Here is a 23,292-nt window from a genome sequence, read left to right on the forward strand (position 1 = left end):
CGGCCGCACGGCTCAGGGCGGCGCGGCGGCCGAATCAGGCAAGCCGGGCTCGGATGGCTCGCTGGGGCTGATCAGCAATCTGGACCGCGTGGCCACCGAGACGGTGCCGCTGATCCTGCTGGTGCCCAAGGCGCGCCGCGCCGAACTGGAGCGCATGCAGCTGGCGGAGCGTCTGCGCAGCCAGTTTTTCATCGATTACGGCGTTCGCCTGCCGCAGATGATGTTGAGCGATTCCTCCTCGATGCAGGATAACCGCGCGGCGGTGTTGATCAACGAGATCCGCGCGGAGGAGTTCGCTTTGCATTTCGATCTGGCGCGGGTGGTCAACTACTCGGACGAGGTGGAGGCCCTGGGCATCCAGCCGACATGGGCTGGGCAGGGGGCTGGGCGGTGCGCATGGGTCGCGCCGGCCGAGGGGGAAAAGCTGGCCAAGCTTGGCTATCAGCTGCGGCCGGCGCTGGACGAACTCTACCAGTGCCTGTCGGCGCTGCTGGCGCGCCATGTAAGCGAATACTTCGGCATACAGGAAGCCAAGCACATGCTGGATCAGCTGGAAGGCAAATATCCGGACCTGCTCAAGGAAGTGCTGCGCCACGCCACCGTGCAGCGCATCGCCGAAGTGCTGCAGCGGCTGCTGACCGAGCGGATCTCAGTACGGAACATGAAGTTGATCATGGAGGCGCTGGCGTTGTGGGCACCGCGCGAGAAGGACGTGATCAATCTGGTGGAGCACGTGCGCGGCGCGCTGGCGCGCTACATCTGCCACAAATTCGCCAACGGCAACGAATTGCGCGCGGTGATGGTGTCGGCGGAGGTGGAGGATGTGGTGCGCAAGGGCGTGCGCCAGACTTCGGCCGGAGCCTTCCTCAATCTGGAGCCGTCCGCCTCGGAAGAGTTGATGGATTTGTTTGCGGTGGGGCTGGGCAGCTTGAGCATCGCCCACAAGGATATGGTGTTGTTGGCGTCGGTGGATGTGCGCCGCTTCATCAAGAAGCTGGTGGAAACCCGCTTCCATGATTTGGAGGTGATTTCGTTCGGGGAAATCACCGACAGCGTGTCGGTGAATGTGATCAAAACCATCTGAGGGGAGGCGGGAGCGCCATGCAGTCAATCGATATCGCGCAACTGTTGAATGCCGCCTTGAAAGGCGGCTATGCGCCGGAGAGGCTGGCGATGCTGGACGGCGGCTGCACCATCGCGCTCGAGTTGTGCGATTTGCCCAACATGCACATCACCGAGCAAGAAGGCGAGGTATGGCTTTGGTCGCGCCTGGGGAGCCTGGGCGATGCGGCGCTGGACCGTTTCGGCGGCAGTTTGCTCAAGTCGCTGATGGCGGGCTGCGGCTTTGCCCGCAGCGGCCAGCTGCAGCTGGCTCAGAGCGAGGGCGAGTTGGAGCTCAGGGTACTGTTGCATCCGGATTGCCTGGAGGATGGGCCTCGTTTCGCTGCGGCGTTGAACGGGTTTTTCGACGCGCTGAATCATTTTCGGGAGCTGCTGCTGTGATGAAACCCCCGCGCTTGTTGCGCCGCCTCGCTTATCCGCAGCGCTTGTCCGGTCCGATCCTGGAGGCGGCCCTGCCGGATGTGTCGATAGGGGAGTTATGCGAAATCCGGCGCAGCTGGCAAGACCGCGAGGTGGTGGCGCGCGCCCAGGTGGTGGGTTTTCAGCAGGAGCGCGCGGTCTTGAGCCTGATCGGCAACGCGCGCGGCTTGTCGCGCGAAGCGGTGCTGCAGCCGACTGGGCGGGCGTTGTCGGCCTGGATCGGCGATGCCGCGCTGGGCGCGATGCTGGACCCCACCGGCCAGGTGGTGGAGCGATTCGCCAGCCAGCCTGCCGGCCATGCCGGCGGCGAGCGCGGCATCGATGTCGATCCGCCGCCGTATTCGCAGCGGGTCGGAGTGCGCGAGCCGCTGGTCACCGGCGTGCGGGTCATCGATGGCCTGTTGACCTGCGGCATCGGCCAGCGGGTGGGCATTTTCGCTTCCGCGGGCTGCGGCAAAACCATGTTGATGCATATGTTGATCGACCAGGCCGAGGCCGACGTGTTCGTGATCGGCCTGATCGGCGAACGCGGCCGCGAAGTGACCGAGTTCGCCGAGTCATTGCGGCAGTCGCCCAAGCGCGACCGCTGCGTGCTGGTGTATGCCACTTCCGACTACGCGTCGGTGGATCGCTGCAACGCGGCCTTGCTGGCGACCACGGTGGCGGAATACTTCCGCGATCAGGGCAAGCGGGTGGTGTTGTTCGTCGATTCGATGACGCGTTACGCCCGCGCCTTGCGCGACGTGGCGCTGGCGGCGGGGGAGCCGCCGGCCCGGCGCGGTTATCCGGCATCGGTGTTCGACAGCCTGCCGCGCCTGCTGGAACGGCCCGGCGCGACCCGCGAGGGCAGCATCACGGCTTTTTACACGGTGCTGCTGGAAGGCGACGACGAGCCCGACCCGATGGCGGATGAGATCCGATCCATTCTGGACGGCCACATCTATCTGAGCCGCAAGCTGGCCGGGCAGGGACATTACCCGGCCGTCGACGTGCTGAAGAGCGCTAGCCGGGTGGCGGGCCAGGTCTGCGCCGACGCGCATCTACAGGCGGCATCAGGGGTGCGGGGCTTGATGGCGAGGCTGGAGGAGCTGCAGGTCTTCATCGACTTGGGCGAATACCGCCAGGGGGAGAACGCCGACAACGACCGCGCCATGCAAGCCCGCGAAGCGCTGCGGCAATGGCTGCGCCAGCCTTTGGCGCAGAACTCGCCGTTCGACTCTACGTTGCGGGGCATGCATGAGCTTATTGCCTAAGATCGGCGCGCTGTTGCGGCGCTGTCAGTTCGCGCAATCTCGATGCCAGCAGGCGCTGGCGCAACTGACGCGGCAAGACGATGGCCTGCAGCGGGAACTGCGGGCGCTTGAGGCACAGGGGCAGGGCATGCGCCAGCTATTGCAAGCTCAGCAATTGGCCGGCGCGGTCGTCGATCGCGGCCAACTGTTCGCCTTGCAGCGCTGGCGCTGCAAGGCGAACAGTTGCAGGAGCAGCGCCAGCAGCTGCAGCAGGAAAGAGAACGACAAAGCGGGCTGAGCCGGCAATGGCTGCGCAAAGAAGACAAATATCAGCGATGGGCGCAACGGGTCCGCAAGCAAAGGCGGTTGGTTCGGCTGCGGCAGGAAGAAGGCGAACTGGAGGAGCGAACGAAATGGAAACCGTGACCGGGGCGGGCAGATGGCTGGCCGCGCTCAAGCCCGAGGAGGCCGAGGGAGCGGCAAGCAGTTTCGCCAAACTGCTCTCCAATCCCGATGCGCATCAGCCTCCAGGCATCGACAAGCCGCAGCCGATTTCGCCGCTGCCATGTCGCGCCGGGCGCGTTAAGGACGCGATGGCGGATTCGATGGCCGCGGCATCGGCGGACGGTGGATCAAGCCCGTCGAATGCAGGCCGGATCGGAACGGATGGCTGGCCGGAAAGCGCGGGACCATCGCCGGCGATCCAGCAGGATGCGTTTCCTTCGGTGGACGACGAGTCGGAGCGGAATCGCCGCGACTGGTTTTCCGGCCGGCTGGGAAAAGATAACCGGTTGGAATCGGGCCCGAATTTCCGCGCGGCCTTCGGCGAATTTCCGCCGCCGGTCTGGTTGCCGCCCTTGCCGCAGCGGCTGTCGCAATACCATCGACACGGGGAGGGCGGGACAACCCGCGCGGCGGCGCCTGAGAGCCGTTCTTCCGCGCGAGCGGAGACGAGTGTTTCCGTGGATTTGCCGAGGGCGCGCGTAGAGCCGTCCCGCTCCTCGCCGTCGAAGACAGTGTTGGCGGGCGGGAGAGCGGCCGCACCAAGTCAATCGCCAACTGCGGCGATGGCTTCGCGCCAGACGTCGGCTCCGCCATTGTCGGATGCGGCTCGCCTGGAGACCGGATCTGAGAGGCGGGATGCAGGACGAAGCCCAAGCGCCGCCGCTATTCGTTCCAGCCTGGCGCGGACATGGCCGGAGGCGCGCCGCGAGGACAGTCTGCCAGCGGCTGTCGCGCTCTTCCCGCCGGCTGACGGAAAGATCACCGCCGCAAGCCCATCGTCAGCCGCTGCCATCGGCATGGCGGCGGGCGTGCCGGCGAATCCGCCGACCGACGTGGCCAGACATGCGGGCCACGTCAGCGGGCAGGGCGCGCCGGGGGCGGCGGGCAGCGCCAATGCCGGCATCCCGCGCGAGCCGGCCGTTCCGGCATCGGACAACTCGAGCCGGATCAAGCTCGCTTCCGCATCGACTGGGTTGATGTCGCCTGGAGCGGCGGGAGACGCGGCGGCGAATCCGCTTTCGGGGCCCCCCGGCCGCAGCCGCAAACAACATGAGGATGCCGCGGCTGCCATGGCGGCCGGACGACAGGACGCGCCCGCGCCCGCGCCTGCGCAGCCTATGGCGGCAAGCGATGGGGCGTCTGCTCCGCGTCCTCGCAATTGGACCGATGGGACGCCGCAATCATCCCCGCAGAGCGAGCCAGGGCAAGCGTCGGGCATCGGCTACCGTTTTCTGCGCTGGGGCGGAGAACACGCGGTGAGGATTCAGAGCCGGAATGGCAGATTGTCGCTACAGCCATCCGACAGCCTGGTGCAGCAACGCTTGAGCGAACAGTGGCCGTCGGGCAATCCACAGTATTGGATCTTGGATCGCGACGGCGGAGAAAGACAATCGCCGAGGCAGGCGTCGGATGAGTGCGAGGAGGAGGGCTGATGCTGAAACTGCGGCATGTGGACCGGCAGTTCCAAGCCTTGCGCCAGGCGGGGGATGCATGGAAACAACAAGGTTGGGAGGCCGAAATCTGTTATCCGGCCCGCGCCGGCAGATGGCTGGCGCTGAGCGACGAAGAGTGGCGCTGGCAGGGGTGGCTGCAGCCGCGAGTCTGGCTGGAGAAGATGGCGCCGGAGCTGGCGGCGCTGGCGAGCGTGTCCGGGGTGGAGGAGCAGGCGGTTCGGCTGATCGCCGCGAGCGAGCAACCGCTGCGCTGGCCTATGCCGGAGTTGGCTTATCGAGGGCTGCGCCTGGGCGGTTTGATCGACGGAAGCGAACTGCCTGCGCAGGCCTTGTTGAGAGTAGCGACGGATCTCGGCCCCGTGTGGCTGGCCAAGGTGCCGGCCATGGCCAGTCCTGATTCCGCGTCGACGCGGCTGGGGACGCTGCCGTTGCCGCTGCGCTTCGAGTTGGGAAGAAGCCTCATCAGCCTGTCTTTGCTGCGGAGCGTTCGCCTGGGCGACATGCTGCTGATCCAGGAGGCCGTGCCGCGGGTGAGTTGTCATGGGCGGGTATTAGGGCGTTATCAACGGAGTGACGAGGGAATCGAGATGGAGTGGCAGACGGAAGAGGAGCGTCCCGAGGACGTCCCGGCGGCGGCGGATGTCCGCCAGTTGCCGGTGAGGCTGGAGTTTGTATTGCAACAGAGCATGGTGACGCTGGCCGAATTGCAGCAGTTGTGCCAAGGGCGGTTGCTGCCTGTGCAGACGGGAGCGGAGCTGCGAGTGGAGGTTCGCGCCAACGGGGCGTTGCTGGGGCGCGGCGAACTTGTGCAACTGGATGGGCATTTGGGGGTGGAAATAGCGCAGTGGCAGGGCGAGGTCGCGGATGTCGAATGATATTTCCCTGATAGCGCTGATGGCGTTTGCCACGCTGCTGCCTTTCCTGATCGCTTCCGGAACGTGCTACATCAAGTTTTCCATTGTGTTCGTGATGGTGCGCAATGCGCTGGGTCTGCAACAAGTGCCTTCCAATATGACGCTTAACGGCGTCGCGTTGCTGCTGTCGATGTTCGTGATGCTGCCCATCGCGCGGCAGGCCTGCGATTACTACCAGGACGAGCATGTCAGCTTTTCCAACATCGAGTCGGTGCGCAATTTCGTCGAGAACGGCTTGGATGGCTACCGCGGCTATCTGCAGAAATATTCTGACCCGGAATTGACGCGCTTCTTCGAGAAGGCGCAAGCGCAGCGGATGGGAGAGGCCGCGGGCAACGCGGCAGCCGACGAGCAGCCGTCCATCTTCGCCTTGCTGCCGGCTTATGCGCTCAGCGAGATCAAGAGCGCGTTCAAGATCGGCTTCTATCTGTATCTGCCGTTCGTGGTGGTGGATCTGGTTATTTCAAGCGTGCTGCTGGCGCTGGGGATGATGATGATGAGCCCGGTGACGATATCGGTGCCGGTCAAGCTGGTGTTGTTCGTGACGCTGGATGGCTGGTCTTTGTTGGCCAAGGGACTGGTGCAGCAGTATCTGGAGCTCGCCAGTTGATGCGACGCGGCAAAGAGGCGCTCCGCCATGAATGAAATGATATTCGCCAGCAACAAGGCGCTGTATCTGGTGCTGATGATGTCGGCCTGGCCCATCATCGTCGCCACCGTCATCGGCCTGTTGGTGGGCCTGTTCCAGACCGTGACCCAGCTGCAGGAGCAGACGCTGCCGTTCGGCATCAAGTTGTTCGGCGTCAGTCTATGCCTGTTCATGCTGTCTGGCTGGTATGGAGAAACTTTGCTGGGCTTTGGCCGCGAGGTGATGCGTCTGGCGCTGAGGCATGGGTGAGGCGATGCCGGCTTCTCTGTTTTTCGATATCCATGGCTGGGCAGCCACCGCGGCGCTTGGATTTGCCAGGGTGGCGCCGATCTTCTTCATTCTGCCTTTCTTCAACAGCAATGTATTGAACGGGGTGGCGCGCACCGCGGTTTCCATGCTGGTTGCGCAGGGAGTGTGGCCGCACGGGATGGATGAGCCGATGGCCGCCGATTCGCTGCCGTTCCTGGCGCTGCTGGGGCGGGAGGCTGCGGTCGGCCTGTTGCTGGGCTGTCTGCTGGCCTGGCCGTTCTGGGTTTTCCATGCCTTGGGCAGCGTCATAGACAACCAGCGCGGCGCGACTTTCAGCAGCAGCGTTGACCCAGCCAACGGCGTGGATACGTCCGAGCTGGCCAATTTCTTCAATCTTTTCGCGGCGGCTGTCTATCTGCAAAGCGGCGGCATCCAGCTGGCGCTGGAATTGATCGGGCAGAGCTATCAGTTGTGCGACCCCCTGCATGATTGCGTTCCGCCGTTGGCGCCTCTGCTGAGCCTGATCAACCGGGTGATGGCCAAGGCCTTGGTGCTGGCCAGCCCGGTGGTGGCGGCCTTGCTGTTGTCCGAGGCCGCGTTGGGCCTGCTGTCGCGCTTTGCCCAGCAATTGAACGCTTTCTCGGTGGCGATGACAGTCAAGAGCGCGGTGGCGTTGTTGATCCTGCTGCTGTATTTCGCGCCGGTGCTGCCGGGTACGGTCGGGCAGCTGGCGCTGAAGCCCGCGGCGCTAGCGAATTGGCTGGCGGCGCCGCGCTGAGATGGCCGAGAAAACCGAAAAGCCCACACACAAGCGGCTGAGAGATTCGGCCAAAAAAGGGCAGTCGTTCAAGAGCCGCGATCTGGTCGTCGCCTGCCTGACCCTGTGCGGAGTCGCTTATCTGGTGTCGTTTGCCTCACTTGCCGAGTTGATGGGCGTGTTCCGCCAGACGATCGCCAGCGGTTTCCGACTGGACATGCAGGGTTACGCCAAGGCGCTGGCATGGCTGGGGCTGAGGCTGTTTTTGCCTATTTTCCTGTTGTGCGCGCTGGCGTCGGCGCTGCCGTCCCTGCTGCAGAGCGGTTTTGTGCTGGCCAGCGAGGCGTTGAAGCTGAATCTGGACGCGCTTAATCCAGTGAACGGCTTCAAGAAGCTGTTCAGCCTGCGCACGGTAAAGGAGGTGGTGAAGGCTTTGCTGTACCTGGCCAGCTTCGTCGTGGCCGCAATCGTGGTTTGGCACAAGCACAAGACGCTGCTGTTCGCCCAGCTGTATGGCGGCCCGCTGGATCTGGCCGCCATCTGGCGCGAGTTGCTGCTGTCGCTGGTCTTGACCTGTCTGGGGTGCATCGCGCTGATCCTGATCCTGGATGCGCTGGCCGAATATTTCCTGTTCATGAAGGACATGAAAATGGAAAAGGAAGAGGTCAAGCGCGAGATGAAGGAGCAAGAGGGCAATCCGGAAGTCAAGTCGCGCCGGCGCGAGGTGCATATGGAAATTCTGTCCGAGCAGATTAAGTCCGATGTGGCGAACTCGCGCTTGATCGTCGCCAATCCCACCCATATCGCCATCGGCATTTACTTCAGGCCGGAGCTGTCGCCGGCGCCGTTCATCTCCGTGATGGAAACCAATCAGCGCGCGCTGGCTGTCCGCGCCTACGCCAGGAAGATGGGCGTGCCGGTGGTCCGCGACGTGCCGCTGGCGCGGCGCATTTATGCCAGCCATCGGCGCTATTCCTTCATCAGTCTGGATGAAGTGGACGAAGTGCTGCGGCTGCTGGCGTGGCTGGAGCAGGTGGAAAACGCGGGCTTGCCGGAGCGGGATGCCGAGGTTGAGCCGCAATGAGCGATTCTTGAATGTTTATCTTCGCCGACCCGGGTTTAATGGCCGGGATGATGCTTGCCGGCCATCGTTGTCCGGCGATCGTCTCCTGCCAGCTTAGCCGAGTTGGCGACCGTTACTTGGGAGCAGATTGATGAGTTTTATGGACAGCGCCGATGACGATCGCCTGGCGGAGGTGATCTGGCAAGCCGTGAGCGAGGGCGCCACCTTGAAAGACGTGCAAGGCATTCCGCAGGACCTGATGGATGGCCTATATGCCCACGCTTACGATTTTTACAACAAGGGAAGGTTAGACGATGCCGAGACATTCTTCCGTTTTCTGTGCATCTACGACTTTTACAACCCGGACTACATCATCGGCTTGGCCGCGGTATCCCAGTTGAAGAAGCAGTTCCAGAAGGCGGCCGATCTGTACGCGGTGGCTTTCGCGCTGGGCAAGAACGATTACCGGCCGGTGTTTTTCACCGGACAGTGCCAGTTGTTCATGCGTAAAGCAGCCAAGGCCAGGCAATGTTTCGAGCTGGTGCTGGAACGCAGCGACGATGAAGCGCTGCGCGTCAAGGCCCAAGTGTATCTGGATACTTTGCAGGAGGCTGAGGATGAGCGGTCCCGAAGCCTGGAAAAGGAGCAGGCATGAGCGATGTGGGCACGGTAGGCGGTCGCCGGCCGCTAAACCCCGATCTCATCAAGGCGGTGACGGACAGCGTGCGCCAGGGAGGTCCGTTTCTGAATGTGGCGCACGAGGCGCATAAGAAAATGTTGGCCTTTCATGCCGGTGAAACGGGCGGCGTGACAGTTTTGCGTGAGAGCGAAACGGGTTCGCCGGAGTTGACTCCGCCTACGGACAGTTCATTGCCTGGCTTGAACAAGGACGGCGCGTTCACTTACGTGGTGGGAAAGCTGATAGTTCTGTTGGGCGAGAGCAGCCTGAAGGAGCTGGAAGCCCGCCTGGCGACTTGGCGAGCGATGCGCGAATCGGAAAAGGCGATGAGCACCGAGTTGTCGAAGGAGTTCGAGAAGGCCTTGGGCGAGTCAGAGGCGGCCACCGCTGCATTCAAAACGGCGACGCAGAACAGCGAAACGGCGAATGCGGCGGTGGCCGCCGCGCAGAGCAAGGCGGATGAGGCGAAGAGCAAGCTGGACAAGATGTCGCCGAATGACTCGGGCTACGCCGACGCCAAGGCCGCCCTGGATGCGGCGAACACCACGCTGGCCCAAGCCAAGACCGCGGCAAGCAATGCCGCCGACGCGGCCGCCCAGGCTCAGCAAGTGGCGACGCAGAAGGCTGCCGTCACCGATGGCGTGGTCGACAAGATACACAACGCCGGCATAGACAGCGAAACCGCAAAACAGGCCGATAAGGACAATTTGAACAATCTCGCCAAATTGACCGAAGTGATGGCCAGGTTTTCCAAGCTCCTCGGCAACAACAGCGAGAGAAGCCTGAAAAACGAATTGTCTTTGTTCGAAGCCATGCAAGACAGCCGGCAGAAGGAGATGGAAAAGAAGGCCGACGAGTACCAGAAAGAGGTGAAAAAGGCGGAAACCCTCAATACGGTCATGGGCTGTCTCGGCAAGATCCTGGGCGCGATCCTGACGGTGGTCAGCGTGGTGTCGGCCGCCTTTACCGGCGGGGCCAGTCTGGCGTTGGCGGCTGTCGGGGTGGGGCTGATGGTGGCGGACGAAATCTGCAAGGCCGTTACCGGGAAGTCGTTCATAGAAGAAGCCTTGAAGCCGCTGATGGACAAGATCCTCAAGCCCTTGATGGAGATGTTGAGCAAGGCGATCACCAAGGCGCTGGAAGGATTGGGCGTAGATAAAGGCACTGCGGAAATGGTGGGAGCCGTGGTCGGCGCCGTGATTGCGGCGGTGGTGATGGTGGTGGCCATGGTGGCGGTGGCGACCGTGGGAAAGAACGCCGCCAGCAAGATGGGCGACATGCTGGGCAAACTGATCGGCGACGCGGTAAAGGACATCGTGCCGCAGGTCTTGAAGGATTTGGCCAGCGGCACCGGCAAGCTGTTTTCCCAAGGCATGGAGCGTTTGACCAAAGGGTTGGGCTTGGGCAGCGACGAGGCGTCTCAGAAACTGGTAGCCAATACGCTGGATCGGGTGGTGACGGCCGGGTCGTTCATAAACTCCACCATTCAGGGGATCGGCGGGGTGGAGCAGGGGGTTTTCAGGAAGAAGGCCGCCGAAGCGCTGGCGGGTTTTTCGCTTGCCCGGGCCAGCATGGAGCAGCTCGAAAAGTGGCTGCAGCAGGCGGTGGAGACTTTCGGCAGCAATCTGAAGATTACCCAGGATCTGACTGTGAACATGTCCAACGTGTTCGAGCAAACCACGGATGCGGGGCGTTTCGTCCTAGGGCACACCCGCGCCTGAGCTAAAGGGAGTTTAAGAATATGACGGTTCACAACAACACTGTTTTCAATCCCAATCTTAACCAGGTTGTGGCTCCCACCGGCGCGCCGGTGGGCCGCGGCGGCGGCGTGCAGACGGTGTCGATGCCGTTGCCTAGCGATATCGACAACAAAGAAAAGAATGATGGAGGGAAGCCTCACCTGACCCAGCCCAAAACAGTGGTGACAGAGGAAGGCACCCGCAAGCTGAAAAATTTCATCCAGCTGAAAAGCGAAGAGCAGCCGGTGAAGGATGACGATAAAAAGCCGGATGGCAGCGGTCTCGACATCAGCCATATGTCGACAAAGTTTGCGGATACCCAGACCGAGCTGATGCATGCGTTGGTCAGGGTGAGAACGGCGGATAGCAAGCTCAACGGCAAGATGTCGATCGTCAGCTTCGACGCGGCCAAGGCCGGTGCGGCGGCGACGGAGAGGGCCGGCCAGGACGAGCTTCTCGGCAGCGTGGCGCAGAGCACGCTGCAGGTCGGCATGAGCGCCACCGGCGCCAGGATGAGGAATGGCGGCTTGTCGGCCGAACGCGGCGTCTTGAAGACCAATTCCGTCAAAGTGGCAAAGCTTGACAGCGAAATCAACACGAACAAGATCAAGCTCGAGTCGCCGAATGTGAAGTCTTCCGATCGGCAAGAGCTGATGGAGCACAACGGCAAATTGGAGTTCAAGCGTCAGGAGGAGCACCGGACCGGAGAAGACACCAGGCTTGCCGCGGAGAAGAAGAAAACCAGCGGCCAGTTTGTGATGGATACATCCGCCGCCGTCGGCAACGTGGCTGGCTCGGCCGGCCGCTATGCGGCGTCCACCGAACAGGCGAACCAGCAGATTTCCCAGGCATCCAGCCAGGTGGCGTCCAACGCATCGGGCGAGGCGCGCGATCGCAGCCGCAGCACCGATGGAATCATCCAGGATGTGCTCAAGGTGTTGGATGGCGTCAGCCAATCCAATATGGCGGCGATGGGAACGGTGGCCGGCAATATCCGGGCGTGAGTCTATTCGCTCAATCCGTTCGACCGCGCCGGCATCCGGCGCGGCGCTTTTCGCCCATGCCGCTTGGCCTGCCATCGGGAGGTTTGAATGCTTGATATCCATCACCACATCGCGTCGGCGGGGTTGCCGAATTTGCAGGCTCCGAACAACGAAGAGGCCCCGGCACCGACGCCTTCGGTCAAGACTGCGCCGAACAACAACAGCCGTCCGGCTGGCGATCCCAAACCCTTGCAGCATGCGCTGACGGCAAGCCAGCGCTTCAGCGACACGCTGGCGCCGCTGTTTCGAGCAGTCACGACCGGCAAAACCTCGGTGGGGGATGACAATCAGCTGGCGTGGCATCAGCTGGACGGCCGCTTGCGCAGCCTGGCTGCCGGAAAGGTCGCGTTGCCGGCGCCGTTGGCAGAATCGTTTGCAGTGGGCTCCGAGCGCGTTCTCCGTTCGGAGTCGCCCTTCGTCCGTTCCCAAGTGGCGCGAATGGCTACCGGGTCCAGTCTTTCCAATGGCCATGACGATTTCGCGTTATGGGACACGATTTCGCAGTATATCGGCCAGGTCAATACGGATTATCTGGGCGTGTTTCAAGACGCCACCAGCAAGTACGTCAAGTTCTACAGCGAATTCAGCGATACCGTCATGTCGCCGTTGAGCAATTGGATCACTACCGCCAACGACGAAAAGAAGGGCGAGCAGATCACGTTGGACACGGATTCCTTGCGCAACGCGCTCACCGCGCTGAAATCCAAGTACCAGGACGTCGCGCTATGGAGCGCGACCCCGAATGGCAAGAATCATCAGAGCGCCGTCGAGTGGGCCAAGCAACTGGGGTTGCCGGATACCTGCGCCAAGGGGGATAAGGTGGTGATCGATATGAGCGCCATCGACAAGATGATTGAGGATCTTCCAAAAGAAAAGACCATGGACAGCGCCAAGTTCCAGGCCTGGAAGGCGGGTTTCGACGCCGAAGAAGAAAAAATGAAGAACACGCTGCAGACACTGACGCAGAAGTACAGCAATGCCAATTCCTTGTTCGACAACTTGGTCAAGGTGCTGAGCAGCACCATCAGCGCGTGCCAGGAAACCGCCAAATCCTTCCTGCAGATTTGAGGCGGAGGAGGGAGTGATGCCGCCCGGAGGACTTTCTCGATCCGTGTCGCTGCCAGATCTTCGATCCGTCAGCTTGCTGAAGAAGGCCGATTCTAGCAGAGCGCGTTCTTGCTCCGTATACCCAGAATTGCTCAAAGAGCTGAAGGGTGCGAGCAATTGCCCGTCCAAGCCGATGCGGCCTGAGCCGGACTTGAGTAGTTTGTCCGAAGGCCTCGCTACGCAGAGCCTGAAGGCTCTGTCCTGCTTGGGAGAGCCTCCGGACCGATTGCTGGATGTGTACCAAGGCTCCAGCAACTTTTACGCCAGGATGGAGGTGGCCGAGTTCGCCAAGGTGTTTCATCAACTGTCTCAGCAGCCGAACCTGGATGAGGAGAGCAAGTCGCAATTGCAAGAGCAGGCGCGGCAATATGCGGCGCTGATTCTGAAGGATGGCTTGGGGGAGGAGTCCGCTTTTGGTCCCTGGACGCCGAAAACCGATAAGGGCTACCAGTTGCGCAGTCAGTTGGAGCATAAGCTGGCGCAACATGCCGTTTCGCTGAAGGGAGGCGTCGGCCAACTGAGCGAATCATTCCTGGCGCGCGAAGTGCTGCCGCTGGCGGGCGAGTATCTGGCGCATCAACTGGGCGTCCGCCTGGATTCGGACGCCGTGCGCGATGGGCTGAAACAGTTTGAACGGGCGGCCCGCCAGGTCTTTGAAAGCCTGAGCCAGGCAAGGCGGGAGTCGATGGAGATCCATGGCGCCGGCGTCGGCAAGCTGGCGCGGGATCTGGATTTGATGGCCGTGCTGCCATGGCTGCTGCGAGCGGAGTTGGCGCGGACTGAGACCGCGCTCGATGCAGACAGCGGCCTTGCGCCATCGAGCGATTTGAAGCAGGAGGTGATGAAAGATGAGGCTAGAAATGAATCATCCAAGCAGGGAGCGCATGGCATTGGAGGAGCGGGTAAGAGCCGTGCTGTACCTCACGCTGGGGGCGGCGATGGAGCAGATCCAGCCCGCGGCGAGGCTGATCGACGATTTGTACGCCGACTCGATGGAGCTGTTGGAAATGGTGATGCTGCTGAATGACGAGTTTGGCATCGAAATCGGCGCGGCGGATGTCGTCGGCATGCGTACGGTGGCGGATGTGGGCGAAGCAGTCGCCAGGCATGTGAAGAAAGCGCCGACGCTGGGCCTCGGGATGATGGCGGCTAAGTAAAAACGAGGCGGCTATGCGAAGAGAGACTGCGCAGTTTGATGGGAAAGGAGGGGGCGTGTCGATTGATCTGATATCGCCTGTGTTGTCGGGTTGGGAGTCCGATAAAAGTATGAAGTCCCCTCAAGGCTGGATTTTCAACGTGAGCATCATTTGAGCTGGGGCGCTGGGATGGTTGAGCATCAAGGCATAGGAGTCGTCGGCAGGCTCGGGGTCGCTGGCCGGATGAGCGGCGTGAGCGCGCAGTCGATCGGCTGCAGCGGCTCCGGGCGCGCGGGGGCCGGCTATGAGCAGTCGTCCGCAGAGGGGCTTGCCCGCGCGCTGCGCGACGGCGAGTTCCGCATGCACTACCAGCCGCAGCTGGATTGCCGCAGCGGGCGCGTGATCGGCGCCGAGGCCTTGATGCGCTGGAACAGCAGCGCTTTGGGGAGATGGGTGAGCCCGGTAGACTTCATTCCGCTGGCTGAGCGGGATGGCTTCATTGTCGAACTGGGCGACTGGAGCATGGCGCACGTCATGCGGACATTGCGCCTCTGGCAGGATGCGGGGCGTTTGCCGGCTGGCTTCAAGATGGCGATCAATCTGTCGGCGAGGCAGTTGACGCCCGCCTTGCCGGAGAGGATAGCATGCCTGCTCGGCGAAGCCGGCATTGCTCCCCCGTTGATTGAGCTGGAAATCACCGAGTCGCACTTTTCTCCCGATATGGCGGGGATGGCCGATATCGCCCATCAATTGCGCCGGCTCGGACTGAGGCTGGCGATCGACGACTTCGGCACCGGTTATTCCATCCTGGCTCATCTACGCCATATCCCCGCCAACACGGTCAAGATCGACCGCGGCCTTACCCGGAAGGTGCTGAGCGTCGAGCGCGACCATATCATCATGCGCAGTCTGATTGGGATGATTCGGGATCTGGGCATGCAAAGCGTGTGCGAAGGCGTGGAGACGGCGGAGGAACTGGCCGCGCTCAGGCAAATGGGCGCGGATTCCTGGCAAGGCTTTTTGTCTTCGCCTGCGGTGCCGGCAGAGGATTTCATTGGTTTTTTTGGGGTTTGCGCTGCGGAAGCGTCGCATGACTTGACTGTTTAGCTAAAACGCATGGATGGAGGGTGTCGCAGCGCTTGGTTTGAAGCGGGCATGCTTGGGCGGTTGGGCCAGTCGGATGTCGACTGGCTTTTTCTATTCATCGTTGCGGACGCATTCGTGGAGCGGGATAAGCCGCTCCTCTCGCGGCCGTTGCAAGGATCACATGGCTCCCGGAGAGGCTGGCGCCGGGGCTGCGGTATACTCCAATCATTCCAAGCGGTGTATCGCATATCGTATTGAGGTGTAAATGACTGAACAACAATCGCTTCTCCCGGCAGAGCATAATACCCCGGCGCAGGAGCCGCCTATGGCGTCCAGGTTGCCGAGAGTCCTTTCCTTCCCAATGGACAGACCGATTCTGGGGCGCGATCTGGACGCATTCAAGGACTACTTCGGCGCCACCGTGGCGCAGGCGCTGGCTGCGCTGGGCATACAGACGCACGGCCGCTGGTCCACCATAGTCAAGAAGAATGCCGAGCGGCCGGTTGACGGCGCCATCGCCAATCTGGTGCGCTGGTATGCGGCACATCCGGAACGGTTCCCGTTCGGGCAGGTGGATATGCCGACACTGCGCTTGCGTCTGGCGATCAATCAGGACTCGTTCGCGCAATTATTTGGCCGGCGCAAGGTGGCGGTATCGCATTGGGAGCGCAAGCAGGTGAAGCCGGAGCCGCAAGTGCAGATCATCGCGCGCGAGGTGGATGACCTGCTGAAGTCGTACGAGCATCAGGCCGAGAGCGAACGGGACGGCTCGCCGCGCATGATCGTGCAGCATTTGTTGTACAAGCTGGAGGAGCTGGAGCAGGACGATGGCTTGACGCGCAAGGAAGATATTCTGGCCGCTCTGCGCGAGACGCTGCGCATGGAGGAAAAGAACATTCAGCTTAAGCAGGATGCGTCCACGCGCGGACTGGACATGCTGCATGAGTTCATGGATATCGCGTCATTGAACGCTTCGCTGATACCCGCGCCGGCGCCGCGGCGCAAGAGCGTGCAGCCGGCTCCGGCTGCCGCCGGCGACGCGTAGCGTCAGGATCGATGCTCAGCCGCGCCCGGCCAGCTCTCCCGCCAGTTCCCCAACCCGGATCAGCGCGCGTTGGTAGGCCTCGTTCCACGGATAGCAGCAGGACAGGCGCAGGCAGTTGCGGTAGCGGCCCTTGGCCGAATACATCGCGCCCGGCACCACGGTGATGCGTTCGGCCAGCGCGGCGCGGAACAGCTCCATGGTGTCGGCGTGGCTGGGCAGCTCCACCCACAGCAGGCAGCCGCCGGAGGGCAGGGTGGCGCGGGTGCCGTCCGGGAAATGCTGGGCCACCGCGCCGCGCAGTTTTTCCATCTGGCTGATGAAGTGGCGGCGGATCAGCCGCAGGTGGTGGTCGTAGCCGCCGCTTTCCAGGTATTCCGCCAATGTCTCCTCCAGCAGCGCCGGCTGGCCCAGGCTGCTGGAGAATTTCAGCCGCCGCACCTCGCTGAGGAAGCGGCCCGGCGCGATCCAGCCGATGCGGAAGCCCGGCGCCAGCGTCTTGCTGTAACTGGAGCACAGCAGCACCCAGCCGTCGCGGTCGTAAGCCTTGACCGCGTCCGGCGTCGCGGCGCCGTAGAACAGCTCGGCGTGCGGCGCGTCCTCGATCAGCGGCACCTGGTAGTCGTTGACCAGCTGCGCCAGCCGCCGCTTGGCCTCGGGCGGCATGGTGCTGCCCAATGGATTGTGCACGGTGGGCATCGCGACAATGGCGTTCAGCCGCTTTTCCGACAACAACAGCTCCAGCGCGTCCAGCGCCAGGCCGCTGGTGGGATGAGTGGGGATCTCGATCACCGACAGCCCCAGGTCCTTCAGCATCGGCAACAGCGCGAAATAGGTCGGCGACTCCACGCCGACAGTGTCGCCGGGCTTGCAGACGGCCCGGAGCGCCAGTTGCAGCGCCTCGGTGCAGCCGTTGCTGATCACCAGTTCGTCCGCCGCCAGCACGCAGCCCCAACTGACCGCGCGCTGGGCGATCTGCCGCCGCAGCCGTTCCGAGCCGGGCGGGAAGGGGTAGTCGGTGGTCAGCTCCGGCTGCTGGCGCAGCAGACGGCCCATGATGTGCTTGAAGCGGGTGGTGGGGTAGAAGTCGCTGCCCCGCGGGCTGGCCAGCGACAGGTCGATGAAGTCGGCCTGGTTCTGCACGCCCATCACGGCTTCGATCTGGTCCACCACCTCGCCGGTGTGGTGCACGGCGCTCTGGCGGCGCATCCGCGGCAGCGGCAGGCTGGCCGCCGTTTTGACATAGAAGCCCGATTGCGGCCGGGCTTCGATCAGGCCGCGGTCTTCCAGCATGCGGTAGGTCTGGAGGATGGTAGACGGACTGACCTTGTGCATCGCGCAGGCCTTGCGCACCGAGGGCAGGCGCTCGCCTGGACGCACGGTGCCGTTTTGGATCAGCTCTGTCCATTCGTTGACCAACTGCTGGTAAAGCGTCTCGCCGCTCATGCGGGGCTCCTCGGCTGGGTATGAAGTACAGGGTGGTCCTGGCGTCGGTACAGTTTTGAATGAAACCAACCATAACAGTTTGGTTAATACAAAACTGTTATGGTCTCAATTCTATTTTTCTGAATCTGTAATTGTCCAGTCAAAACGCCTAACATGACGACCTTGAATCGGGGATCTGCCCCGGAGGATCCGGCGCGTTGCCGGCCGCGGTTTCGGGAGTCGTCATGAATCTGCTTGCGCTTGTCACTTACCTGCTGGTGATGTCCATCACCCCTGGCCCCAACAATTTGGTGCTGGCTTCCTCCAGCGTCAATTTCGGTTTTTCCCGCACGCTGCCGTCCCTGCTGGGCATGGCGCTGGGTTTGTCTTTGCAGATCGGCCTGCTGTCGTTGTTCCTGGGCGCGCTGATGTCGCTGATGGCGTCCTTGCAGCTTTACCTGGCCGTCGCCGGCTGCGTTTATCTGTTGTGGCTGTCCTGGAACCTGGCCCGCGCCGGCAAGGCCAAGGCGGGCGACGCCGGCGCTCGGCCGATGGGTTTCTGGGGCGGTCTGATGTTCAACTGGCTGAATCCCAAGGTATGGCTGATGGGTTTCAATCTGGTGATGGTGTTTTTGCCGGCGCAGATGAACCCCTGGCACGCGGCCGGCGTGTTCGCGCTGGTGTCCTTCGTCACCAGCCTGCCGTGCATCGCGGTGTGGGCCGGCTCCGGCGTCGCCATCCGCCGTTTCCTGGACTCGCCGCTGCGGCTGCGGGCCTTCAATTGCGGCATGGCGGCGATGCTGGCGCTGACCGCGGTATGGCTGTTGGCGGAGATGTTGCCGGCCCATTCGCTGTCCGCCTTGATGGTTTGAGCCCGATTTTTCCCGAGCCCGCGTTTGCGGGCTTTTTTGTTGGCGGCGTACAATAACGCCTTTGTGTTTTTCTCAGAGTCCAACCCATCATGATCCGTACCCGTTTCGCCCCCAGCCCGACCGGTTATCTGCACATCGGCGGCGTGCGCACCGCGCTGTTCTCCTGGGCCTATGCCCGCAAAAACAACGGCGTGTTCGTGCTGCGCATCGAAGACACTGATCTGGAGCGCTCCACGCCGGAATCGGTGAAGGCGATCCTGGACGGCATGCACTGGGTGGGTCTGGACTACGACGAGGGTCCGTTCTACCAGACCCATCGTTTCGACCGCTACAAGGAAGTGATCCAGCAGCTGCTGGCCAGCGGCCACGCCTACCACTGCTATTGCAGCAAGGAGGAGCTGGAGGCGATGCGCGCCGAGCAGGAAGCCCGCGGCGACAAGCCGCGCTACGATCGCCGCTGGCGTCCGGAAGCCGGCAAAACCCTGCCGGCCATCCCGGAAGGCGTGCAGCCGGTGGTGCGCTTCAAGACGCCGCTCGCCGGCGCGGTGGCCTGGGACGACGCGGTCAAGGGCCGCATCGAGATCTCCAACGAAGAGCTGGACGACCTGATCATCGCCCGTCCGGACGGCAGCCCCACCTATAACTTCTGCGTGGTGGTGGACGACTGGGACATGCAGATCACCCACGTGATCCGCGGCGATGACCACGTCAACAACACCCCGCGCCAGATCAACATCCTGCAGGCGCTGAACGCGCCGCTGCCGGTGTACGGCCACCTGCCGATGATCCTGAATGAGGACGGCCAGAAGATGTCCAAGCGCCGCGACGCGGTCAGCGTGGTGGATTACGCCGACAAGGGCATTCTGCCGGAAGCGCTGCTGAACTACCTGGCGCGTCTGGGCTGGGGCCACGGCGACGACGAGTTCTTCAGCATGGAGCAGTTCGTCGAGTGGTTCAGCCTGGAGGCGGTGAGCCCATCCGCCAGCCGCTTCAACCAGGAAAAATTCATGTGGCTGAACGCGCAGCACATCAAGGCTGCGGACAATGCCCGCCTGGCCGAGCTGATCGCGCCGCGCCTGGCCGCCGCCCATGTCGACACCGCCAGCGGCCCGGCTATCGGCGACGTGCTGGCGCTGGTCAAGGAGCGCGTGCAAGACCTGAACGCGCTGGCGCTGGAAGTCGATTACTTCTACAAGAAGCGCGAAGCGGCCGCCGCCGATGTGGAAAAACATCTGGCCGGCGACGCCGTGGAGCGCATGGGCCGTTTCGCCGACCGTCTGGCCGAGCTTGAAGCCTGGACCGCGGAATCCATCCACGAGCTGTTCAAGCCGTTCTGCGCCGACGAAGGCATCAAGATGGGCCAGCTGGGCATGCCGCTGCGCGTGCTGGTGTGCGGCACCACCCAGACGCCGTCGGTGGACGCGGTGCTGGCCCTGATCGGCAAGGATGAGGTGCTGCGCCGCATCCGCGGCTGATTTTCCGGAAGGCTGGCATCATCCCGCCCCCGCCGCCCTGATGGGCCGCGGGGGTTTTGCTTGCCGTCAGCCGGAAGCCAGCTGCGCCAGGTAGCGCAGGCCGCTGATGCTGGGGAAGAAGCAATAAGCGCCGCCGCGGGTATGGATCAGGCGGGGGAAGCCGGTGATAAGCTTGTTGTTTTGTCCTTTGTGGCCGGGCCGGGCGTCGGTGAAAGAGCTTTGGTCCACGTGGTTGACGCCGAGAAACACATCTTCTCCGCTGATGTTGAAGAACGCGTTGCCTTGTTCCGAGCCGCCGGGGCCGGTGGCCGATTTGACGAAATGGGAGTCCAGTATCCACTGGCTGGTCACGAACTCGAACTGGTTGCTCAGGCTGGCGTTGATGAAATAGCCGACCAGGCCGCGCTTCTGCTGATCCGGCTGGTTCGGGTCGTATTCCGGCCCGTAGGGCATGGCGCGCCGCACGATGCGGTGCGAAGGGCTGCCGGCGCCTACCACGCCGCCGTCGCGCGGGTTGCTGCGGCGGATGTGGGAGCCTATCGGGCACTTCAGGCCCAGGGTGTCGTCCTGCTTCGCGTCATGGCTGACATAGTGGAACGCGTTGAGCTGGTCAGGCGGCAGCGTGGACCCTTCATCATTTGGCATCAAGGTCAGCGGGTTGCCGTTGCGCCAGCGGCCGCAGACCTTGGCCGCCAGCATTTCGGCGTCCATGCCCAACTGGCCGGCATAGGTCTGCAGGAGGCTTTCAAAGCCGGCGACATCCTGTTCCAGAATGCGGAAAGCGGCGAAGCTGCTGTTGAGGGACAGTTCCTCCGGTTGCAGCGAGTAGTAGCCGTTGCTTTCATTGAGGTAGCCGAGCAGGAACTCGCCGGTGGCCACCGATGGCTGATCGTCCGGGATGCTGCGCTTGCGCGGCGGAGCGCCGTCTATGGTGGGCTGGGCGATGCTGTCGCGGTAGCCGAAGTGCACCCGGTTGTCGGGCAGGGCCACGGCATTCTGCGCCGACAGCTCGGCCACGCCGTATTCGGAGAAGGCGCGGCGCAGCGTTGCCGACGCCGACTCCAGCTGCTCTTCGCCGCCGTCCACCCACAGGCTGAGCAGCGCGTGAACCTGGCTGCCGTCGCTCAGGCCTCCTATCCAGTTTTGCGGCGCGCTCTCGTCGCAGTCGCCGACATCGGCGGCGACGCCCGGATCGGTGGCGCCTTTGTAGAAAGAGGCGTCGAAGGTCTGCAGCTGGGCGTCGCTCAGCCCCAATCGGGACAAGCCGACGCGGGTGAAGCTGATGTTCAGGAAGTGGACGGGCTTTTGCTGACCGCGCTGGGCGGTGGTGATCGGCGGCAGCCCCAGCTGGCCGTCCACCAGTTTGAGGATCAGTTCGCCTGCGCCGGCTTTGTCGTCGATGCGCAGGATGAAGTGGCGGGCGCGCTCCACCCGGTAGCCGCGCAGGATGGTGCCTTGTACATCGTCGTAGGATATGTTCATGGCTGCTCCGCGAGCGGATGCGGCCTGCCGCGGCATAGGCGCGGACGGCCGCATCAGGAAGGAACGGGACTCACAGGGACGCCAGAATCTCTTGCACGGTGGCGTCGTAGGCTTGGTACAGGCCCTGGTTCAGATCGTGCTGGGAGGCATCGTTCTTGGCGATGAAGGCGGTGAAGGCGGAGGTGTTGTTGGCCACCGGGATCAGCTTCTCTGCTCCGTCCACGAAGCGCAGCAAGGCATCGAAGATGGGGCCGACCTCTTTCACGAAGTCCTGGATGTACTTATCGAAGCTGCCGTCGTATTCGGTGATGACGGCGAGGACATAGGCCTTGCTGGGATTGATGCCCGGCTGCAGATTGGTGACTGCGCGGTCCAGCAGCAGGGTGCGGGCGTAGTGCACGGTGCCGATTTCGGTGAGGGCCGCGTGCAGCTTGGGTTGGTTTTCCTTGACGGTGGCGGCAAGGGCGATCAGATCCGCGTGGGGCGCCACCGGCATCAGCAGGGTAAGGGGATTGGCCATGTTTTCCTCCGCGACAGGTTTGTTGGAGGTTGAAACATAGGAAGGAGATAGTCTGTTTGATATGGTGTTGACTACGTAGCGCTCGCGATTTGGCGCGGCTGTCGGCACTGGCCGCGGGGAAATTCGATCAGGGAAGTCAGCGCCTCAGCCAATGCCAGCTGGCAATGCCGGCCATGGTCATCAGCAGAGAGCCGCTGACATGCGCCGCGATGGCGGCGAATGCGGGCTGCAGCTGGCCCTGGCGCAGCAGATCCACCACTTCGGCGGAGAAGGTGGAAAAAGTGGTCAGGCCGCCGCAGAAGCCGGTGATGATCAGCAAGCGCCACAGCGGCGACAGCGCCGGCATGTCGGCGAACAGCGCCACGGCCACGCCGATGATGTAGCCGCCGATCAGGTTGGCGGCCAGCGTGCCGGGAGGCAGGGAGGGGAACAGGCTGTTCAGGCGCAGGCCGAGGAACCAGCGCAGCAGCGCGCCGGAGGCGGCGCCGATGGCGATGGCGAGAACGGATTTCCACATGGCGGCAAGGGATGAATGGCAATGATGGCCATTGTGCATCGGCGTGGCGGGTTCGACTAGCGCGGCCTGGCGCGCGAGGGCAAAAAAAAGAGCCCCAGGGGGGCTCTGAATTGCACCTTCGCTCAGGTGATCGAGGTTCGGTCGGAGACCTGGCATCGATCATGTCCCGCTCTCGATCCCGTTGGCGATCGTGAACCGGACAAGACGCATTATCCCGATGCGCCGATCTTTTCCGTAGCATGATTGTTGATGGCTTGTGTGACGGGGTGTAATCAAAATGGCCTGTATTTAACACTTTCGCAAAAGAATCGGCAAATAGGCCTAGCATCCCGTTTTTGCCGTTATCATGAAGTCTTTCAAACAGTCGGGAGCTAGCCTTGACGACGCCGTTGCCGGTGCTGGACACGCGCACCATCAGCATGCGCTGGGGAGACATGGATGCGGTGGGGCATCTCAATAACACTTATTATTTCCGCTACCTTGAGCAGATCCGCATTGAGTGGCTGCAGGGGATGGGATTCGGCATCGAACCGGAGGGAATCGGTCCGGTGCTGGCCAGCACCAGCTGCGTCTACCGCAAGCAACTGACTTATCCCGCCACTTTGGACATCACCATCGAGCTGGAGAGACTGGGACGCAGCAGCCTGAAGCTGCGCCACCATTTCTACCGACGCGACGATCCCGGCGTGGTCTATGCCAGCGCCGAGGTGCTGTTGGTCTGGGTGGACTACAAGGCCGAGCAGTCGGTGCCTATCCCGGACGCGATCCGGGAGGCGATAGAGCGTTCGACAGTCACGGCCTGAGC

General features: G+C 62.7%; 24 protein-coding genes and 1 pseudogene. 21 read left to right on the forward strand and 4 right to left on the reverse strand.

All coding sequences use genetic code 11. From position 1 onward, the window contains the following. From LQR33_RS13055 to LQR33_RS13140, 18 genes and pseudogenes are all read left to right on the forward strand, one after another. A partial coding sequence (locus LQR33_RS13055) for an FHIPEP family type III secretion protein (protein ID WP_231469258.1) occupies window positions 1-1,084 on the forward strand: 1,084 nt, incomplete at its 5' end. Between the two features lie 17 nt (window positions 1,085-1,101). After that, window positions 1,102-1,503: an InvB/SpaK family type III secretion system chaperone gene (locus LQR33_RS13060; RefSeq protein ID WP_166440468.1), complete on the forward strand. Its 402-nt coding sequence runs from the start codon at window positions 1,102-1,104 to the stop codon at window positions 1,501-1,503. Continuing rightward, window positions 1,503-2,795: a type III secretion system ATPase SctN gene (sctN, locus tag LQR33_RS13065; protein ID WP_166440469.1), complete on the forward strand. Its 1,293-nt coding sequence runs from the start codon at window positions 1,503-1,505 to the stop codon at window positions 2,793-2,795. The genes LQR33_RS13060 and sctN overlap by 1 nt, the downstream gene beginning before the upstream one ends. Further along, window positions 2,779-3,200: pseudogene (locus tag LQR33_RS13070) on the forward strand (hypothetical protein). Before sctN ends, LQR33_RS13070 begins: the two are co-directional and overlap by 17 nt. Then, on the forward strand, window positions 3,188-4,711 hold the full coding sequence (locus LQR33_RS13075) for a SpaN/EivJ family type III secretion system needle length determinant (protein WP_231469260.1): 1,524 nt from the start codon (window positions 3,188-3,190) through the stop codon (window positions 4,709-4,711). Before LQR33_RS13070 ends, LQR33_RS13075 begins: the two are co-directional and overlap by 13 nt. Further along, a complete protein-coding gene (locus tag LQR33_RS13080; protein WP_231469262.1) occupies window positions 4,711-5,607 on the forward strand; it encodes a YscQ/HrcQ family type III secretion apparatus protein in 897 nt (298 codons plus the stop codon). Before LQR33_RS13075 ends, LQR33_RS13080 begins: the two co-directional genes overlap by 1 nt. Further along, window positions 5,597-6,256 carry an EscR/YscR/HrcR family type III secretion system export apparatus protein gene (locus LQR33_RS13085; protein WP_231469264.1) on the forward strand — a complete coding sequence of 220 codons (660 nt, stop codon included), beginning with the start codon at window positions 5,597-5,599 and terminating at the stop codon, window positions 6,254-6,256. The genes LQR33_RS13080 and LQR33_RS13085 overlap by 11 nt, the downstream gene beginning before the upstream one ends. A gap of 27 nt (window positions 6,257-6,283) precedes the next feature. Continuing rightward, the gene (locus LQR33_RS13090; protein WP_166440474.1) at window positions 6,284-6,544 is read left to right on the forward strand and encodes an EscS/YscS/HrcS family type III secretion system export apparatus protein; all 261 of its coding nucleotides are present in this window, start codon (window positions 6,284-6,286) and stop codon (window positions 6,542-6,544) included. A 4-nt stretch (window positions 6,545-6,548) separates the two neighbouring features. Further along, window positions 6,549-7,322, forward strand: a complete 774-nt coding sequence (sctT, locus tag LQR33_RS13095; RefSeq protein WP_231469266.1) for a type III secretion system export apparatus subunit SctT — start codon at window positions 6,549-6,551, stop codon at window positions 7,320-7,322. A gap of 1 nt (window position 7,323) precedes the next feature. Next, window positions 7,324-8,385, forward strand: a complete 1,062-nt coding sequence (locus LQR33_RS13100; RefSeq protein WP_221664505.1) for an EscU/YscU/HrcU family type III secretion system export apparatus switch protein — start codon at window positions 7,324-7,326, stop codon at window positions 8,383-8,385. Between the two features lie 130 nt (window positions 8,386-8,515). After that, complete coding sequence (sicA, locus tag LQR33_RS13105) at window positions 8,516-9,019, forward strand: type III secretion system translocator chaperone SicA (RefSeq protein WP_166440477.1); 504 nt, start codon at window positions 8,516-8,518, stop codon at window positions 9,017-9,019. Continuing rightward, window positions 9,016-10,764, forward strand: coding sequence for a type III secretion system translocon subunit SseC family protein (gene sctE, locus LQR33_RS13110; RefSeq protein ID WP_231469268.1), 1,749 nt, complete (start codon window positions 9,016-9,018; stop codon window positions 10,762-10,764). The genes sicA and sctE overlap by 4 nt, the downstream gene beginning before the upstream one ends. A 20-nt stretch (window positions 10,765-10,784) precedes the next feature. Continuing rightward, complete coding sequence (locus tag LQR33_RS13115) at window positions 10,785-11,786, forward strand: IpaC/SipC family type III secretion system effector (RefSeq protein WP_221667097.1); 1,002 nt, start codon at window positions 10,785-10,787, stop codon at window positions 11,784-11,786. Between the two features lie 87 nt (window positions 11,787-11,873). Next, complete coding sequence (locus LQR33_RS13120) at window positions 11,874-12,893, forward strand: IpaD/SipD/SspD family type III secretion system needle tip protein (protein WP_231469270.1); 1,020 nt, start codon at window positions 11,874-11,876, stop codon at window positions 12,891-12,893. Between the two features lie 172 nt (window positions 12,894-13,065). After that, entirely contained in the window at window positions 13,066-13,959 is an 894-nt protein-coding gene (locus LQR33_RS13125; protein WP_231178845.1) for a hypothetical protein, read from the forward strand. Next, a complete protein-coding gene (locus tag LQR33_RS13130) occupies window positions 13,871-14,089 on the forward strand; it encodes a phosphopantetheine-binding protein (protein ID WP_231469272.1) in 219 nt (72 codons plus the stop codon). Before LQR33_RS13125 ends, LQR33_RS13130 begins: the two co-directional genes overlap by 89 nt. A gap of 168 nt (window positions 14,090-14,257) precedes the next feature. Beyond that, complete coding sequence (locus tag LQR33_RS13135; RefSeq protein ID WP_166440483.1) at window positions 14,258-15,175, forward strand: EAL domain-containing protein; 918 nt, start codon at window positions 14,258-14,260, stop codon at window positions 15,173-15,175. Window positions 15,176-15,515: 340 nt separating this feature from the next. Continuing rightward, window positions 15,516-16,199, forward strand: coding sequence for a hypothetical protein (locus LQR33_RS13140; protein ID WP_166440484.1), 684 nt, complete (start codon window positions 15,516-15,518; stop codon window positions 16,197-16,199). A gap of 15 nt (window positions 16,200-16,214) precedes the next feature. Here LQR33_RS13140 and LQR33_RS13145 read toward each other — a convergent pair whose 3' ends face one another. Next, window positions 16,215-17,642 carry an aminotransferase-like domain-containing protein gene (locus LQR33_RS13145; RefSeq protein WP_231469274.1) on the reverse strand — a complete coding sequence of 476 codons (1,428 nt, stop codon included), beginning with the start codon at window positions 17,640-17,642 and terminating at the stop codon, window positions 16,215-16,217. A 224-nt stretch (window positions 17,643-17,866) separates the two neighbouring features. On the opposite strand from LQR33_RS13145, the gene LQR33_RS13150 reads away from it, so the two are divergent. Next, a complete protein-coding gene (locus LQR33_RS13150) occupies window positions 17,867-18,493 on the forward strand; it encodes a LysE family translocator (RefSeq protein ID WP_231469276.1) in 627 nt (208 codons plus the stop codon). 86 nt (window positions 18,494-18,579) lie between these two features. After that, on the forward strand, window positions 18,580-19,968 hold the full coding sequence (gene gltX, locus LQR33_RS13155; RefSeq protein ID WP_221664536.1) for a glutamate--tRNA ligase: 1,389 nt from the start codon (window positions 18,580-18,582) through the stop codon (window positions 19,966-19,968). Between the two features lie 66 nt (window positions 19,969-20,034). Here gltX and LQR33_RS13160 read toward each other — a convergent pair whose 3' ends face one another. The 3 genes from LQR33_RS13160 to crcB form a co-directional block, all read right to left on the reverse strand. Further along, the gene (locus LQR33_RS13160) at window positions 20,035-21,450 is read right to left on the reverse strand and encodes a Dyp-type peroxidase (RefSeq protein WP_231469277.1); all 1,416 of its coding nucleotides are present in this window, start codon (window positions 21,448-21,450) and stop codon (window positions 20,035-20,037) included. 70 nt (window positions 21,451-21,520) lie between these two features. After that, window positions 21,521-21,970 carry a hypothetical protein gene (locus LQR33_RS13165; RefSeq protein WP_221664496.1) on the reverse strand — a complete coding sequence of 150 codons (450 nt, stop codon included), beginning with the start codon at window positions 21,968-21,970 and terminating at the stop codon, window positions 21,521-21,523. Window positions 21,971-22,106: 136 nt separating this feature from the next. Continuing rightward, complete coding sequence (crcB, locus tag LQR33_RS13170) at window positions 22,107-22,487, reverse strand: fluoride efflux transporter CrcB (protein WP_166440490.1); 381 nt, start codon at window positions 22,485-22,487, stop codon at window positions 22,107-22,109. 377 nt (window positions 22,488-22,864) lie between these two features. On the opposite strand from crcB, the gene LQR33_RS13175 reads away from it, so the two are divergent. Continuing rightward, the gene (locus tag LQR33_RS13175) at window positions 22,865-23,290 is read left to right on the forward strand and encodes an acyl-CoA thioesterase (protein WP_231178833.1); all 426 of its coding nucleotides are present in this window, start codon (window positions 22,865-22,867) and stop codon (window positions 23,288-23,290) included. Window positions 23,291-23,292 lie beyond the last annotated feature (2 nt).

It is taken from the genome of Chromobacterium piscinae (genome assembly GCF_021129175.1).
In the GTDB taxonomy this organism is placed as follows: domain Bacteria; phylum Pseudomonadota; class Gammaproteobacteria; order Burkholderiales; family Chromobacteriaceae; genus Chromobacterium; species Chromobacterium piscinae.